The sequence below is a fragment of the Streptomyces sp. NPDC049040 genome (assembly GCF_043197715.1).
GTDB lineage: Bacteria > Actinomycetota > Actinomycetes > Streptomycetales > Streptomycetaceae > Actinacidiphila.
Map to the genome: position 1 here is coordinate 36,741 of NZ_JBICTO010000020.1, position 13,930 is coordinate 50,670.

Consider the following 13,930-nt stretch of genomic DNA (forward strand, 5'->3'; position numbering starts at 1 on the left):
ATGACCGACCAACAGCAGCAGGCCGCCGCGGCCCCCGCGGACGCAGAACCCTCCACCGAGGAAACGGACGCCGCGGCGCCCGCCGAGGAGGAGGACGAGGTGAAGCGGAAGTTCCGCGAAGCCCTCGAACGCAAGCAGGGCGCCCGTCGCGGTGCCGGCGGTGCCGGCACAGGACCCGACCAGTCCAAGATCCACGGCGCCCACGGCCGCGCCGGCGGCGCCCGCGAATTCCGCCGCAAGAGCGGCTGACCTTCCCCTCTCCGCCCCGCCCGGCTCCCCGGGCGGGCCTTCCCCGCTGCCCCGCGCCACCCGGGGCTCGCGCGCACCGGCTCCCGGACGCGGCGATGCTGCGTGCGACGGTTCACCCTCGGGGCCCGGGCCCACGAGCACCGGCGCCCCCGCCCTCGGCGGTGAGGCGGCCCACGATCCACCGCATGGGGCGGGTGCCCGGGGCGTGGGGCCCCCCGCGCGCTCGGCCCCGGCGGCCCGGCAGCAGGCCACCCACCGCACGGGGAAGGGCCTCAGGGGCCGCCCCCGCGAGCGGCACCGGGTGCCCCCCGACCGCCCCCGGCGGCGAACCCTCAGGACGTGAGAGCACGCCGCGCGTAGGCGCGAACATCGGCGTCCGGATCCGTCCCGGCTGCTCCGTGGAGGACCGCGCCCACCTCGGTCAGCCGCGCGTACCGGCCGAGCGCGGTGACGGCCGCACGCCGCACGTCGGCATGCTCGTCGGTCGCCGCCGGCAGAAGCGCCGGGAGAGCGATCTCCCGCGCCGCGCCGCCCAGCGCGACGACCGCCCCCCGCCGCACCCGCCACTGCGCATCGGTGACGGCGGAGACGGCGAGGGTGTCGAGTGGCGGCGGGCAGCCGATCGCCCCCGCCGACTCCAGCGCGGCGGCCCGCACCAGCGGATCGGCGTCCGCCGCCAATCGCCCGAGCAGCCCGGCGGCCACGTCGCCCCGCACTCCCGCCGCCACCGCGGCCCGTTCGGACACGGCGGCCCCGTCGACCGTGACGGAGCCCGGGGCGTGCCCAGCAGCCGCCGCCACCGCGCCCACACCCGCCTCGACGGCAGTCGCGCGGCTCGCGCCCCGCACACCCGCCGCCACCGTGCCCGGAACGGCCCCGTCGGCCTCGTCGGCCGGCTCCGCACCGCCTGCGGTCGCGGGGTCCGCCCCCTGCCCACCCGCCACCGTCGCGAGCCCCTTGGCCAGAGCCACCCGCACCTCGCGCGAGGCGTCGCCGGCGGCCGGTGTGAGGGCGTCAGGCGCGTCCAGGGCGATCAGGCCGCGGACCGCCTCGATCCGTACCCGGGGGTCGGGATCGCCGAGCGCATCGGCATAGAGCGCTCTCCCGCCCAACCGCAGCGCCCGCATCGTGCCCGCGGCGGCGGCCCGGGCGGCCGGGTCGTCACGACCCATGGCCTCCGTCAGCGCGGCCGCCAGCTCCGGCGTGGGCGGCAGCACTTCGACGAGTTCCAGCAACCCGGCGCCCGCGGCGCCCCGCACCGCGCTGTCCGCGTCGGCCAGCGCGGCCGCCAGCGCCGGCCCCGTGCCCGCGGGCACCGTCTCGGTCAGCGTGTCGACGGCCGCCCGCCGCACGGCCGCGTCGGCGTCGGCGAGATACGGCGCGAGGTCCGCCAGCGCCGGCTCCCGCTCGGCCAGCTCCAGCAGCGCGAGAATCCGCGGCGAGCCACCCGCGGCTGACGCCCCTGCGGCCTGTGACCCCGCCGGCACCGCCCGCGCCGCCACCGCCCCCGGGTCGACCGGCGGCACCTCCCGCCGCCCGGCCGTCGCGACCTGCTCGGGCAGCACCTCCCCGATCAGCCGCACCTCACCGCCGCCCGGCGTGAAGCCCTCGACCGGCACCACGTAGGGCGCCACCGGCCGGGTCAGGAATTCCATCGCGCCGCCCTCCCCCTTGCGCAGGTTGAGGTGGTGCAGCCATGCCGCGTCGTCCCGCTCCGGGTGGTCGGTCCGCTCGTGGTAGAGCCCCCAGCGGCTCTCGGTCCGCGCCAGCGACGACCGTGCCGCCATCTCCGCGCAGTCCCGGATGAAGGACACCTCGGCGCACCGCATCAGCTCATGCGGGGTGTGCCCGCCCATCTCCTCGATCTCGCCGCGCATCCGCTCGAAGGACTCCACCGCCAGCGACAGCCGGGCGCCGCTCTTGGGCGGCGCCACATAGTCGTTGACGAAGCGCCGCAGCTTGTATTCGACCTGGGTCTGCGGCGGCCCTTCCGGGTGCCGCAGCGGCCGGTAGACCAGCTCGTGCGCAGCCGCCAGCTGCTCTGCGGGCAGCGGCCCCTCGTAGCGGGCCCGGCCGGCCGCGTCGGCGCCCGCCAACTCCCCGTAGACGAAGGCGCCGATCATGTAGTTGTGCGGCACGCACGCCAGGTCGCCTGCCGCGTAGAGCCCCGGCACGGTGGTGCGGGCGTGCTCGTCGACCCACACCCCGGAGGCCGAATGGCCCCCGCACAGGCCGATCTCCGAGATGTGCATCTCCACGTCGTGGGTGCGGTAGTCGTGCCCGCGGCCCGCGTGGAAGGTGCCGCGGGTGGGCCGCTCGGTGGAGTGCAGGATGGTCTCGAGCGCCGCGACCGACTCCTCCGGCAGGTGGCTGAGCTTGAGGTAGACGGGGCCGCGCTCCGAGGCGACCTCGGCCGCGAACTCGCTCATCATCCGGCCCGACCAGTAGTCGGAGTCGACGAACCGCTCCCCGTGCCGGTTGACCTGGTAGCCGCCGAAGGGGTTCGCGACGTACGCGCAGGCCGGCCCGTTGTAGTCCTTGATCAGCGGGTTGATCTGGAAGCACTCGATACCGCTGAGCTCGGCACCCGCGTGGTAGGCCATGGCGTGCCCGTCACCGGCGTTGGTGGGGTTCTCGTAGGTGCCGTAGAGGTATCCGCTGGCGGGCAGGCCCAGCCGGCCGGCCGCGCCGGTCGCCAGGATCACCGCACCGGCCCGTACCGTCACGAAGCGCCCGGTACGGGTGTTGAAGCCGGCGGCGCCCACCGCCCGGCCGTCGACGGTCAGGACGCGGACCGGCATCACCCGGTTCTCGATCGTGATCCGCTCACGCATCTCGCGCCGCCGCAGCACCCGGTAGAGGACCTTCTTGACGTCCTTGCCCTCCGGCATCGGCAGCACGTAGCTGCCGGACCTGTGCACCTGCCGGACCGCGTACTCCCCGTGCTCGTCCTTCTCGAACTTCACGCCGTAGCGCTCCAGGCGCTGAACCATCGCGAAGCCGCGGGTCGCCGTCTGCCGGACGGTGGCCTGGTTGACGATGCCGTCGTTGGCGCGGGTGATCTCCGCGACGTAGTCGTCGGGTTCCGCCCGGCCGGGTATCACGGCGTTGTTGACGCCGTCCATGCCCATGGCGAGCGCGCCCGAGTGCCTGACGTGCGCCTTCTCCAGCAGCAGCACGTCCGCGCCGTTCTCGGCCGCGGTCAGCGCGGCCATGGTCCCCGCCGTGCCGCCGCCGATCACCAGCACGTCGCAGCCGAACTCCTCGGCGTCGGTCAGCTCGGGGATGTCCATCGAAGGCCCTTCGGAGGTCGGCGGTGTCAACTGGCCAGCGATTCAAGGAGGTCACGGCGCACAGCGGTGGTCGCGGCGGTGTCGTGCGCCCCCCGGTCGCGCGGGCGCGGCACCGTGACCAGCCGCACCGGCACGTCCCGGGACGCGCCGAGCAGCGCCACCCGGTCACCGAGGAAGAGCGCCTCGTCCACGTCGTGGGTGACGAAGACGACGGTCGCGCGGGTCGAGCGCAGCACATCGACGAGCAACTGCTGCATCCCGGCCCGGGTCTGGGCGTCCAGCGCCCCGAACGGCTCGTCCATCAGCAGCACCCGCGGCTGCCCCGCGAGCGCCCTGGCCAGCTGGACCCGCTGCCGCTGACCGCCGGACAACCGGTGCGGCAACCGGTCCTCGCAGCCCGCGAGTCCGACCCGCCCCAGCCACTCCCGAGCCCGCTCCCTGCGCTCGGACCTGGCCACCTTGGCAATGGCCAGCGGGAGTTCGACATTGGCTCGGGCGGTGCGCCACGGCAGCAGGCCGTCCTCCTGGAAGACCAGCGCGCGCCCGCCACCAGGGCCGGTCAGCGGGCGGCCGTCCTCGGCCACCTCGCCGTCAAGCGGCGGCAGCAGCCCGGCCAGGGTGCGCAGCAGCGTCGACTTGCCGCACCCTGAGGCGCCGACCACCGTCAGCACCTCGCCGGGCACCACGTCGAGCGCGACCCCGGCGAGCACCGGGGCGCCGCGCCGTCCCAGCGCGACATCGCGCAGCGTGAGCCGGGCACCGTCCGCGGCGGGCGGACGCGGCGCGGCGGAAGTGGCGGAGAGGGTCATGGCGGTCACCTGCCGTGGGGTGCGGAGTCGGATACGGACACGGGCTCTGCCCCCGGTCCCGGTGCAGCCCGGCGGCCGTCCCCGGCAGCCACGCCCGGCCCGACGCGCGCAGGACCTTCGGGGGCGGGGGAGGTGCGGGCCCGGCGGCGTACCGCGCCCCGATCCGGGCGCTGTTCGGTCCGCGGCAGCCAACGGGTGGCCCGCCGGCCGGCGAACTCCACCGCGGAGGAGGTGAGATGGCCCAGCAACCCGATGGTGACCATGCCGACCAGCACCCCCGGGTAGTCCACCACGGTGTAGTCCTGCCAGGTGCGGTAGCCGACCCCGTACTCGCCGGAGATCATCTCCGCGGAGATCACGCAGATCCACGCCACTCCGATGCCGACCGAAAGGCCGCCGAATATGCCCGGCAGCGCGCCCGGCAGCACCACCTGGGCCAGTACCCGCCACCGCCCGCCGCCCATGGTCAGCACGGCCTCCTCCCACACCGGGGTCAGCGCGCGCACCGCGTGCCGGGTGCTGACCAGGACCGGGAAGAAGGCGGCGGAGAAGGTGATGAAGACAATGCCCTGCTCGTTGCTCGGGAAGAGCAGGATCGCCACCGGCACCAGCGCGATCGCCGGTATGGGCCGCAGCAGTTCGACGATCGGCCCGAGCAGGTCCTCGGCGAGCCGGGAGCGCCCGATGGCGACCCCGCAGGCCACCCCCAGCACCGCGGCGAGGCCGAAGCCGGTGAGGATCCGGCCGAGGCTGTCGCCCAGGTCCTGCCAGTAGACACCGGTGCCCAGCCGGTGCCGGAACTCCCGGCCGACCTGCACCACCGTCGGCAACTGCTCGAAGTGCACCCACAGATGCACCCGCAGCGCGGTCACCGCCTGCCACGCGCCGAGGAAGGCGAGCAGCGAGGCCGTACGCAGCAGGTAGCGGTGGACCCGCGTACTGCCGGTCACGACGCGTCCCGCACGGCCTGCGCGAAGTCCACCAGCCGCGAACCCGGGTGCGCCGTCACCCAGTTGCGGGCGTTCTCCGGCGTCGTGAACGGCCGGAAGCGGTCCTTGGCCCCGGCCGCCGGATCCACCGCCCACACCGAGCGGTCGGCGAACCAGCGCGTCCCGGTCAACGCGTCGGGTACGTAAGCTGCGCGCACCGCGGCCCCCGGGTGCTGACCGAGATACCGCAACAGGCAGCTCGGGGTGCTGAAAGGCACCGTCTGCTGCTGCCCGGCCGGCCACGCCTCGCTCGCCGTCGCCGGGTCGGCGACCTTGCCGCCACACAGCGGGTCGGTGCCGGTCACCGGGGCCGGGTTGGCCACCGAGGCGACCTGCCTGCCGTAGTCCGCGCCGACCGCCCGCTTGATGAAGCTGTCGTCGGCGAAGTGGCTGATGTCGATCTTCCCGACCAGCTTCTCCGAGGCCAGCACCGGCACGTCCTCGGCGAACGCCTCCAGCAGCTGCGGCTTGATCGTCGGGTCGAAGGTGGCGATGCCGCCCGGCCCGTTGTAGAGGTAGACCACCTCCGGCGGCAGCCCGGTGGCGGTGGCGACCTTCTGCGCCGCGTCCAGCGGGTGGGCGTGCAGATAGTCGGTGGCCTGGATCTGCGCGGCCAGGAAGGCGTCCACCACCGTGGGCCTCCGCTTGGCGAAGTCCTTGCGCACGGTCACCCCGTGGAAGGTCGGCAGGTCGAGCGCGGCCCCGTCGTAGAGCGCCTTCGCCTTGCCCTGGAAGACCAGCTGCCCCGGCCAGGCCACGAACTGCGACAGCGCGTCCACGCTGCCGGCCTGGAGCGACGAAGCACCCACCGCGGGCTGCTGGTTGAGCTTGTGCAGGTCCTTGTCGGCGTCGATGCCGCGCTGCTGCAGCGCCCGCACCAGCGTGCCGTCCGCCGCGGAGCCGACACTCGTCGACACCTTTGCCCCGCGCAGCCCGGCCAGGCCGGTCAGCTTCGAATCCGGCGCGGTCACCACCATGTTGAGCCCGCCGCGCAGGTTGTAGCCGGTCACCGACACCAGTTCTGTCGGCTGCCGCATCTGCGTCCCGCGGGCCGCGTTGATCAGCAGCGGAAAGTCCCCCATCGACCCGACGTCGATCTTCCCCGCCACCATCTGCGCCGTGATCGGCGCCCCGGTCGCGTAGTCCTGCCAGTCGACCTTGTACCTCGTGCCGTCGCGCCGCCCGAGCGCGTCCAGTTGCTGCTCGAAGTAGCCGAGCGAGCGCAGCAGGGTGCCCGCCGTCACGGTGTTGATCGTCTTGGACTGGTATCCGACATGCACGGTGACGGTCTTCCCACCGCTGCCGCCGCCCGCGTCCGAGCCGCAGCCGGCCAGCGGCAGCAGCAGGGCGGCGGCACCCGCCATCAGCAGGTTCTTGCGCATCTCCGCACCTTTCAACGCAGCAGATAGGGCATGTTGACGGTCACCGCGCCGGTCGGGCAGCGGGCTGCGCACGGGCCGCAGTACCAGCACTCGTCGACGTGCATGAAGGCCTTGCCGCTGTCCGGGTCGATCGCCAGGGAGTCCAGCGGGCACATGTCGACGCACAGGGTGCAGCCGTCGATGCACTTGGACTCGTCGATGGTCACGGGTACGTCTGCGCGCTGGGGCACGACAGGCATGGCTGTCTCCAGGGACGGGGTTCGGTGGTGGCGCCGGTCAGGCGCCGCGGTGCAGCAGGCCGCGCATGGTGATCCGGTCGCCGCGGAAGCGGACGAACTCCAGGTCCACCGGGCGGCCGTCGGACAGGTGGCTGAGCCGTTCGAGCATCAACAGGGCCGCACCGCGCGGCGCTTCGAGCACGGTCGCGGAGTGCAGGTCGGCGCTGACCGCCTCCAGGGTGATCTCGGCGGTGCCGAGCGGCTGTCCCGAGATCTGCTCGAGCAGCCGGAAGACGTCGTTGTTCTCCAGGTCGGCGCTGAGCAGGCCGATGCCGAGGTCCATCGGGATGTAGGTGAGGTCGAGCGACAAGGGCAGGCCGTCGAGCCGCCGCAGCCGCTCGACGTAGAGCACGTCGTCGTGCTCCCTGACCCCCAGCCGCGACGCGACCGCGGCGGGCGCGCGCACCGGGCCGAGCGCGCGCACCTCGTTGCTGACCCGGCCGTGCCCGTGCAGCGTCTCCGCCAGGCCCATCAGCCGGTCGAGCCCGTGCGGGTACTTCTGCCCCACCACCACCGTGCCGAGCCCCGGCACCCGCTCCACCAGGTGCTCGGCCCGCAGCAGGTCCAGCGCCTGGCGCACGGTGTTGCGGGACACCCCGTACTCGGCGCCGAGCGCATCCTCGTGCGGCAGCACACCGTCGGTGAACACCTGCCCCAGCACCTGCCGGCGCAGCAGATCGGCCAACTGCCGCGCCTGGTCCGCCCGCAGCCTGCGACGCCGTGCGGCGGCCACCGGTGCGGTGCGCTCACGGGTGCGGTCGGCTGCCATCGGGTGGTCCGCCTTCGTCTCGGTGTGCTCCGCGGTCGGCGGTCTTTTCGCCGCCGCCCACGGACCATACCGACGGGCACCGCGGAATGGTGTTGCTGCTGTGTTGCGCCATCTGACCCGCGATCGGCACCGCCCTGACCTGGGGCGATGCCCCCGCTCCTGGCAGATCCGCCACCACAGGCCCCGACCGCTTCCCCCGCGCGGCAGTGGGCTCCCTCCTGAAGCGCCCGATGGAGAACTCCGTCCTGCCGCGGTCTGCGAAGCCCTGCACCTGGCCCCCACCACCGCCGGGCCACGGACACCGCCGGGGACGGGCAGGCCCCCCGGGGATGATCCACCGGCCCCCGCATAATGGAGGGGGCGGATAGTCCGCCGATCAAACGATTTCCACCCGGAGGAAAAGTGACCGGCGCCGGCCGACAGCCCTCCCGCCTCGTGAAAGCGCGCCCCGCGCCGTTCGGGGCCGACCCCACAGGCGCCCGTCTCGAGCGAATCCTGCAGTCCCCGAACTACGCGGACGGGGCGTTCGTGAACCCGATCGGGACCCGGTCGGGCCCGAGCCGCGAGATGTTCACGTCGCTGCCCGCGAACCTCCGCAAAGAGGCCCGGGTGACCAGGAAACCGGCCAGGCCGGTCCCCGTACACCCCACCACCCTCGCCGACATCGCCGTGCCGCCCGCGTCAGGACTGCGGCTGACCTGGATGGGGCACTCCACGGTGCTGGCCGAGACAGGCGGCCGCCGGGTGCTGTTCGACCCGGTGTGGGGAGAGCGCTGCTCGCCCTTCTCCCTCGTCGGACCGCGGCGCGTGCACCCCGCCCCCGTCCCGCTGGGCTCGCTGACCGGCATCGACGTGGTCGTGATCTCGCACGACCACTACGACCACCTCGACATGCCGAGCATCATCGAACTCCGGCGCAGCGAAGCCGTGTTCGCGGTCCCCCTCGGCGTCGGCGCGCACCTGGAGCACTGGGGCGTGCCGGCGGCCCGGATACACGAGCTGGACTGGAACGAGTCCACCGAGATCGCCGGCCTCAGCCTGACCGCCACCCCCGCCCGGCACTTCTGCGGGCGCGGCCTGCGCGGGCGGCAGCAGACCCTGTGGGCGTCCTGGGCGGTCACCGACGGCACGCACCGGATCTTCCACAGCGGCGACACCGGCTACTTCCCCGGCTTCGCCGACATCGGCGCCGAGCACGGACCCTTCGACGCCACGATGATCCAGATCGGCGCCTACAGCGAGTTCTGGCCCGACATCCACATGACGCCCGCCGAGGGCATGCAGGCGCACACCGACCTGTCCGGCGGCACCCCGCGCGGCGTGATGCTGCCGATCCACTGGGGCACCTTCAACCTCGCCCAGCACGGCTGGGCCGACCCCGCGGAGGGCACCGTCGCGGCCGCCCGTGCGACCGGGGCGAAGATCGCCATCCCCCGGGTCGGCGCCCCCTTCGAACCGGCCGACCCGCAGCCCGACGACTGGTGGTGGCGCGAGGTCGCCGTCCTCCCCGCGGGCGGCTGGCCCGTGCACCCCGCCCGCCCGGCCGGCGCCGACCACCCGGCCGACGACTACGAGGCGGCCCGCCCCGAGTAGCCGCCGGCCGCGGGCGGCCCGGCAGGCGCACGGCACCGGGCACCGGCAGCGAGGCGTTCACGGGACCCGGTGCCACCTTGGCAGGCAGCGGGGTGCCTCACCCGCCGGGTACGGCACCGTCGTGGGTACGGGCACCGTCGCGGGCAAGGGTCCGCCCTGGTGCCGCCCCCGGGCGTACCCGCAGGCCGTACTGCGACCGCTACGAGGTCGCCCGGCCCAGGCGGGTCAGCTGTCCCACCGCCTGCCCTGGCCCGTCGTCCACCGCGAAGGCGGACCCGGGCGCCGGTACCGCCCAAGGCGCCGCGAAGACCGCCCCGAGCAGGGCATGGTCCTGCTCGGGGCAGCCCCCGCTCGCGTCCTCGCCCGCGCCCGCGGTAGCAGGCAGACGGCGTGGGGCGCCGGCGGGCCGGTAGGCCGTCAGGGACGGATCGACCGGGTCACCGCCGCTCCTGGTCCCCGTCCGGCGACGGCTGGGCGGCGTCCAACCGGACGAAGGTGAAGGAGAAGTCGGCCGGAGCGGCGTCCAACCGGAAGCCGGGCAGTACCACCGGGCCGCAGGACGCGCTGCCCAGGCCGTGCAGCCCGTGGTCCAGATGCACCCACAGGGTGTCCGAATGCTCCAGGTCGTAGGTGTGCTCCGCGGCGTCGAGCGCCTCGGTGCTCCACGGCCGCGCGGTCAGCCAGAAGGCCGGCGCGCCCTCGATCCGTACGCCCGAGCCGTCGGCCCGCCGCAGTTCCGCCCACCGCACATCGGCCCTGGCACCGTTCTCCTGCGGGCGGACGTAGGGGGTCTGGAGCGCGTCGACCGAGGACCGCCAGCGCCCGACCCTGGCCGCCGTGCGGCTGTCGGGGTACGCCTCGCCTGGCCCGCCGCCGTACCACTCGACGGAGTCCAGGGTGGGGCAGAGCCCGATACGTACCCCGAGCCGGGGGAGCGGCAGCCGCCAGTCGCCCTCGGGGGTCACCGCGACGTCAAGCCGCAGCCGGTCGCCGCTCGCGGTCCAGGTGTACACGGTCCGCAGGGCGTGGTCGGCGGCCGCAGGGGCGACCCGGGTGGTGACGGTCAGCGCGTCGCCGCCGACGGCGACACCCACCACCCGCTGCTGCATCCGGTGCATGCCCGACTCCCGCCACTGGCCTTCGAGTTGGCTGTCGGCGAACCAGGGCATGCCGCGGTCGTTGTCGGTGGGCGCCCGCCACACGTCCAGGCGCGGGGCGTGCACCTGGGCGTTGCCGAGGTAGCGCAGGGCGCCGCTGGCGGCGTCGAAGGTGCCGGGGCCGAGCACGATCATCCCGCCCTCGGCCAGCCGCGGGGAGTGCGGTGCGCCCAGGTGCGCACGGCCGCCGACGCCCTGGTCCGCCGCCGCGAACTGGGTCCAGGCCACCTCGTGCCCCGACGGCGCCCAGGCGGTGTCCTCGGCCAGCAGCGCGCGTACCGTCCACCAGGCCTCGCCGCCACCGGGGGAGTGAGGGAGCGCCGGCAGTTCGAGGAGAGCGCTCTCCCCGGGTCCGGTGGCCGGAACGGTGAAGCGGCCCGAGTCCGCCACGACCCCCTCCACCTCGTACGACCAGCGGAAGACCAGCCCCGAGAGGTCCGCGAAGTCATGGCGGTTGGTGACCGTGACGACCCCGCGCCCGGGATCGCCCTCGATCCGCACCGGCTCGATCACCTTCTTGTACTCGACCAGCCCGGGCGAGGGGGTGCGGTCGGGGAAGAGGAGCCCGTCGCAGACGAAGTTCCCGTCATGCAGCTCCTCGCCGAAGTCACCGCCGTAGGCGAAGTACGCCGTCCCGTCCGCGGTCCTGCGGCGCAGCCCGTGGTCGATCCACTCCCAGACGAAGCCGCCCTGGCAGCGCTCGTACGTGTCGAAGATCCGCTGGTATTCGGCCAGCCCGCCAGGGCCGTTGCCCATCGCGTGCGCGTACTCGCAGAGCAGGAAGGGCATGTCGCGCCGCCGCTTGTCCGACTCCGCGTCCGCCAGGGGCGGTTCGGCGCGGCGGCCGATCAGCTCCGACTCGGCGTGGTCGGCGTACATCCGCGAGTAGACGTCCACGTCCGCGCAGGACAGGTCGCCCTCGTAGTGGATCGGCCGGGCCGGGTCGCGGTCGCGGATCCAGGACGCCATCGCGGACAGCCCCGCGCCGGTGCCGCACTCGTTGCCCAGCGACCACATCACCACCGAGGGGTGGTTCTTGTCCCGCTCCACCATCCGGGCGGCCCGGTCGAGCAGCGCCGGCGTCCAGCGCTCGTCCGCCACCGGATTGCCGCGCCAGCCGACCTCCTCGAAGCCGTGCGTCTCCAGATCGCACTCGTCGATCACCCACATGCCCAGCTCGTCGCACAGGTCGAGGAACGCCGGGTGCGGCGGATAGTGGCTGGTGCGTACCGCGTTGATGTTGTGCCGCTTCATCAGCAGCAGGTCGTCGCGCATCGTCTCCTGGTCCAGCGCCCGACCGTGGTCCGGGTCGAACTCGTGCCGGTTCACGCCGCGGAAGGCGATCCGCCGCCCGTTGACCTTGAGTACACCGTCCTCGACGGCGACGGTACGGAAGCCGATCCGCAGCGGAATGCGCTCTCCCTCGGTCGCCAGTTCCGCGTCGTAGAGCCGCGGCAGCTCCGCGGACCAGGGCTCCACGGCCACGGTCACCGGCTCGCCGGTCGGGATGTCGAGGCCGAGCTCCGGCACAGTGACCGTGCCGCCGGGCTCGCAGTCCACCCGCAGCGTGCCCAGCCCGGTGGTGTGGTCGTAGCCGCAGTGCACGAAGAAGTCGCCGACCGCGCCCTCCGGCCGCTCGATCAGCGTGACCTCCCGGAAGATCCCCGGCAGCCACCACATGTCCTGGTCCTCCAGGTAGCTGCCCGACGACCACTGGTGCACCCGTACGGCCAGCACGTTCCCCTGCGGCTGCAGCAGCTCGCCGACCTCGAACTCCACCGGCAGCCTGCTGCCCTTGAAGGTGCCGAGCTCGGTCCCGTTCAGCCACACCCGGGCGCAGGAGTCCACCCCGTCGAAGCGCAGCACCGCCGCGCCCCCGGGCCAGTCGTCCGGCAGGTCGAACATCCGCAGGTGGTCTCCGGTCGGGTTCTCCGTCGGCACGTGCGGCGGATCGATCGGGAAGGGGTAGCGGATATTGGTGTACGCGGGCAGGCCGTGCCCCTGGAGCGGCCAGTGCGACGGCACCGGCAGCACGTCCCAGTGGGCGGCGTCGTAACCCGGCCGGGCGAAGGAGTCGTCCTCCGCCTCCGCGGTCGCCGACAGACGGAAGCGCCATGCCCCGCCGAGGCCCACCCGCCGGGCGTCGGAGACCGCCGACCAGGCCCGGGGCGGCAGCGCACCCGTACCGGGGGCCATGTCCTCGTAGTACGGAACGGCCTCGGACGGCTCCGCGTCGTGCATCGTTGCTGCTCCTCAGGTCCCGGTTCCCCGGGGGTCGGGCTGTCCGGACCTGTCCGGCCCGGTTGATCTGCAGGTTCGATTCTGCTGAGGCGACGGGCCCGCCGCTAGATGTACCGGTCACCGAATCGGTACGGCGCCCCGCCCGCGGCCTCGTTACACCCTCATGCCAGCGCAGCGCCGCTGCCACCCAATTGCCCCAACCGGCGGGGGACTTGACCGTCCGGCCGACCCGCTGGGATCCTGCCCGCCCGAAACACTGGGGGGAAACTGTGATGACCCACTCACCAGCCGTGACCGCGGCCGCCGCCGTGAACGGAGCCGCGGAGCCGATCAGCGGCCTCAGCGGCCGCTCGGCCTTCGTCCTGATCGCGGTGGTCGTCGTGGTCATCTCCGCGATCGCCGTCGTACCGCTCCTCATGGACGTCCGCCGGGCCACCGCCTGGCGCCGCCAGCTCACCGACCACCTGATCGACCGCGCCGCCACCGACGCGGAGGTCCGCGACTTCCTCCGCGACCTGCGCGAACCCCGCGGGGTCCGCGGCCTGACCCGCAGCATCATCGCCGTCCTCATCCTGGCCCTGGTCGGCTTCGCCTTGGCCGTGGCGATGCTCTCCTCCGGCGCCGACTCCGGCGACCTCCCCAAGACCATCGTGACCTCCCTGATGACCGTCCTGGCCACCGTCTCGGGCTTCTACTTCGGATCCCTCGGCGCCCAGAACAGCGCGGAGGACGCCCGCCGCCCGCCCACCCCTCAACCCCCCAAGCCCGCCCCCACGGCGCCCCCGTCACCCCCCGACCACGAGGAGTGACCCCCACCACCCCCACCCCACCCCCGGGTGCGAGCGAACACCGCCCGACGTGAGGTATTGTTCTCATGCACGGCCAGCCGGGACACCACCCCGGACCGGCCAGGCACCGGGACGTGGCGCAGCTTGGTAGCGCACTTGACTGGGGGTCAAGGGGTCGCAGGTTCAAATCCTGTCGTCCCGACGGTGCAGAGAGGTCCGCTGACTGGCATTCGGCCAGGTCAGCGGGCCTCTTCTCGTTTTTGGGAATCATGCCCGTCTGATGACGGGTCAGTAGTGGGGGACCACTTGGGGACCGTGGCTCTAGAAAACCCGCAGGTCAGAGCCTGTTTTCTTGGGGACCAAGATCACGTCCTACGGGTGG

The 13,930-nt window shown here is 73.7% G+C and carries 10 protein-coding genes and 1 tRNA gene; 4 read left to right on the plus strand and 7 right to left on the minus strand.

Features of this window, described 5'->3' with window-relative positions:
• Entirely contained in the window at window positions 1-249 is a 249-nt protein-coding gene (locus ACGFMP_RS31710) for a DUF5302 domain-containing protein (protein WP_393676793.1), read from the plus strand.
• A 332-nt stretch (window positions 250-581) separates the two neighbouring features.
• On the opposite strand, the gene ACGFMP_RS31715 is transcribed toward ACGFMP_RS31710, so the two are convergent.
• From ACGFMP_RS31715 to ACGFMP_RS31740, 6 genes are read right to left on the minus strand one after another with little or no spacing between them, the layout of a single operon-like run.
• Complete coding sequence (locus ACGFMP_RS31715; protein WP_393676794.1) at window positions 582-3,542, minus strand: fumarate reductase/succinate dehydrogenase flavoprotein subunit; 2,961 nt, start codon at window positions 3,540-3,542, stop codon at window positions 582-584.
• Window positions 3,543-3,568: 26 nt separating this feature from the next.
• Complete coding sequence (locus ACGFMP_RS31720) at window positions 3,569-4,351, minus strand: ABC transporter ATP-binding protein (RefSeq protein WP_393676795.1); 783 nt, start codon at window positions 4,349-4,351, stop codon at window positions 3,569-3,571.
• Window positions 4,352-4,356: 5 nt separating this feature from the next.
• Window positions 4,357-5,301: an ABC transporter permease gene (locus ACGFMP_RS31725; protein WP_393676797.1), complete on the minus strand. Its 945-nt coding sequence runs from the start codon at window positions 5,299-5,301 to the stop codon at window positions 4,357-4,359.
• Window positions 5,298-6,722: an ABC transporter substrate-binding protein gene (locus ACGFMP_RS31730; RefSeq protein WP_393676799.1), complete on the minus strand. Its 1,425-nt coding sequence runs from the start codon at window positions 6,720-6,722 to the stop codon at window positions 5,298-5,300. Before ACGFMP_RS31730 ends, ACGFMP_RS31725 begins: the two co-directional genes overlap by 4 nt.
• Window positions 6,723-6,733: 11 nt before the next feature.
• A complete protein-coding gene (locus ACGFMP_RS31735) occupies window positions 6,734-6,961 on the minus strand; it encodes a ferredoxin family protein (RefSeq protein ID WP_393676801.1) in 228 nt (75 codons plus the stop codon).
• Between the two features lie 37 nt (window positions 6,962-6,998).
• Window positions 6,999-7,769, minus strand: coding sequence for a GntR family transcriptional regulator (locus ACGFMP_RS31740; protein ID WP_393676802.1), 771 nt, complete (start codon window positions 7,767-7,769; stop codon window positions 6,999-7,001).
• A 402-nt stretch (window positions 7,770-8,171) separates the two neighbouring features.
• Between ACGFMP_RS31740 and ACGFMP_RS31745 the strand changes: the two genes are divergently transcribed.
• Window positions 8,172-9,362 carry an MBL fold metallo-hydrolase gene (locus ACGFMP_RS31745; protein ID WP_393676805.1) on the plus strand — a complete coding sequence of 397 codons (1,191 nt, stop codon included), beginning with the start codon at window positions 8,172-8,174 and terminating at the stop codon, window positions 9,360-9,362.
• Window positions 9,363-9,799: 437 nt separating this feature from the next.
• Here the strand turns inward: ACGFMP_RS31745 and ACGFMP_RS31750 are convergent, their stop codons facing one another.
• Entirely contained in the window at window positions 9,800-12,760 is a 2,961-nt protein-coding gene (locus tag ACGFMP_RS31750; RefSeq protein WP_393676807.1) for a glycoside hydrolase family 2 TIM barrel-domain containing protein, read from the minus strand.
• A 272-nt stretch (window positions 12,761-13,032) separates the two neighbouring features.
• Between ACGFMP_RS31750 and ACGFMP_RS31755 the strand changes: the two genes are divergently transcribed.
• Together ACGFMP_RS31755 and ACGFMP_RS31760 are read left to right on the plus strand one after the other, a co-directional pair.
• A complete protein-coding gene (locus ACGFMP_RS31755; RefSeq protein WP_393676809.1) occupies window positions 13,033-13,569 on the plus strand; it encodes a hypothetical protein in 537 nt (178 codons plus the stop codon).
• A gap of 107 nt (window positions 13,570-13,676) precedes the next feature.
• Window positions 13,677-13,750, plus strand: a tRNA-Pro gene (locus ACGFMP_RS31760).
• Window positions 13,751-13,930: the final 180 nt, after the last annotated feature.

What these genes read in the sequence shown, in the direction of transcription:
- ACGFMP_RS31750 (WP_393676807.1), bottom strand. Translation starts at nt 12,760, where the DNA reads ATGCACGACGCGGAGCCGTCCGAGGCCGTTCCGTACTACGAGGACATG.
- ACGFMP_RS31715 (WP_393676794.1), bottom strand. Translation starts at nt 3,542, where the DNA reads ATGGACATCCCCGAGCTGACCGACGCCGAGGAGTTCGGCTGCGACGTG.
- ACGFMP_RS31755 (WP_393676809.1), top strand. Translation starts at nt 13,033, where the DNA reads ATGACCCACTCACCAGCCGTGACCGCGGCCGCCGCCGTGAACGGAGCC.
- ACGFMP_RS31710 (WP_393676793.1), top strand. Translation starts at nt 1, where the DNA reads ATGACCGACCAACAGCAGCAGGCCGCCGCGGCCCCCGCGGACGCAGAA.
- ACGFMP_RS31740 (WP_393676802.1), bottom strand. Translation starts at nt 7,769, where the DNA reads ATGGCAGCCGACCGCACCCGTGAGCGCACCGCACCGGTGGCCGCCGCA.
- ACGFMP_RS31735 (WP_393676801.1), bottom strand. Translation starts at nt 6,961, where the DNA reads ATGCCTGTCGTGCCCCAGCGCGCAGACGTACCCGTGACCATCGACGAG.
- ACGFMP_RS31720 (WP_393676795.1), bottom strand. Translation starts at nt 4,351, where the DNA reads ATGACCCTCTCCGCCACTTCCGCCGCGCCGCGTCCGCCCGCCGCGGAC.
- ACGFMP_RS31730 (WP_393676799.1), bottom strand. Translation starts at nt 6,722, where the DNA reads ATGCGCAAGAACCTGCTGATGGCGGGTGCCGCCGCCCTGCTGCTGCCG.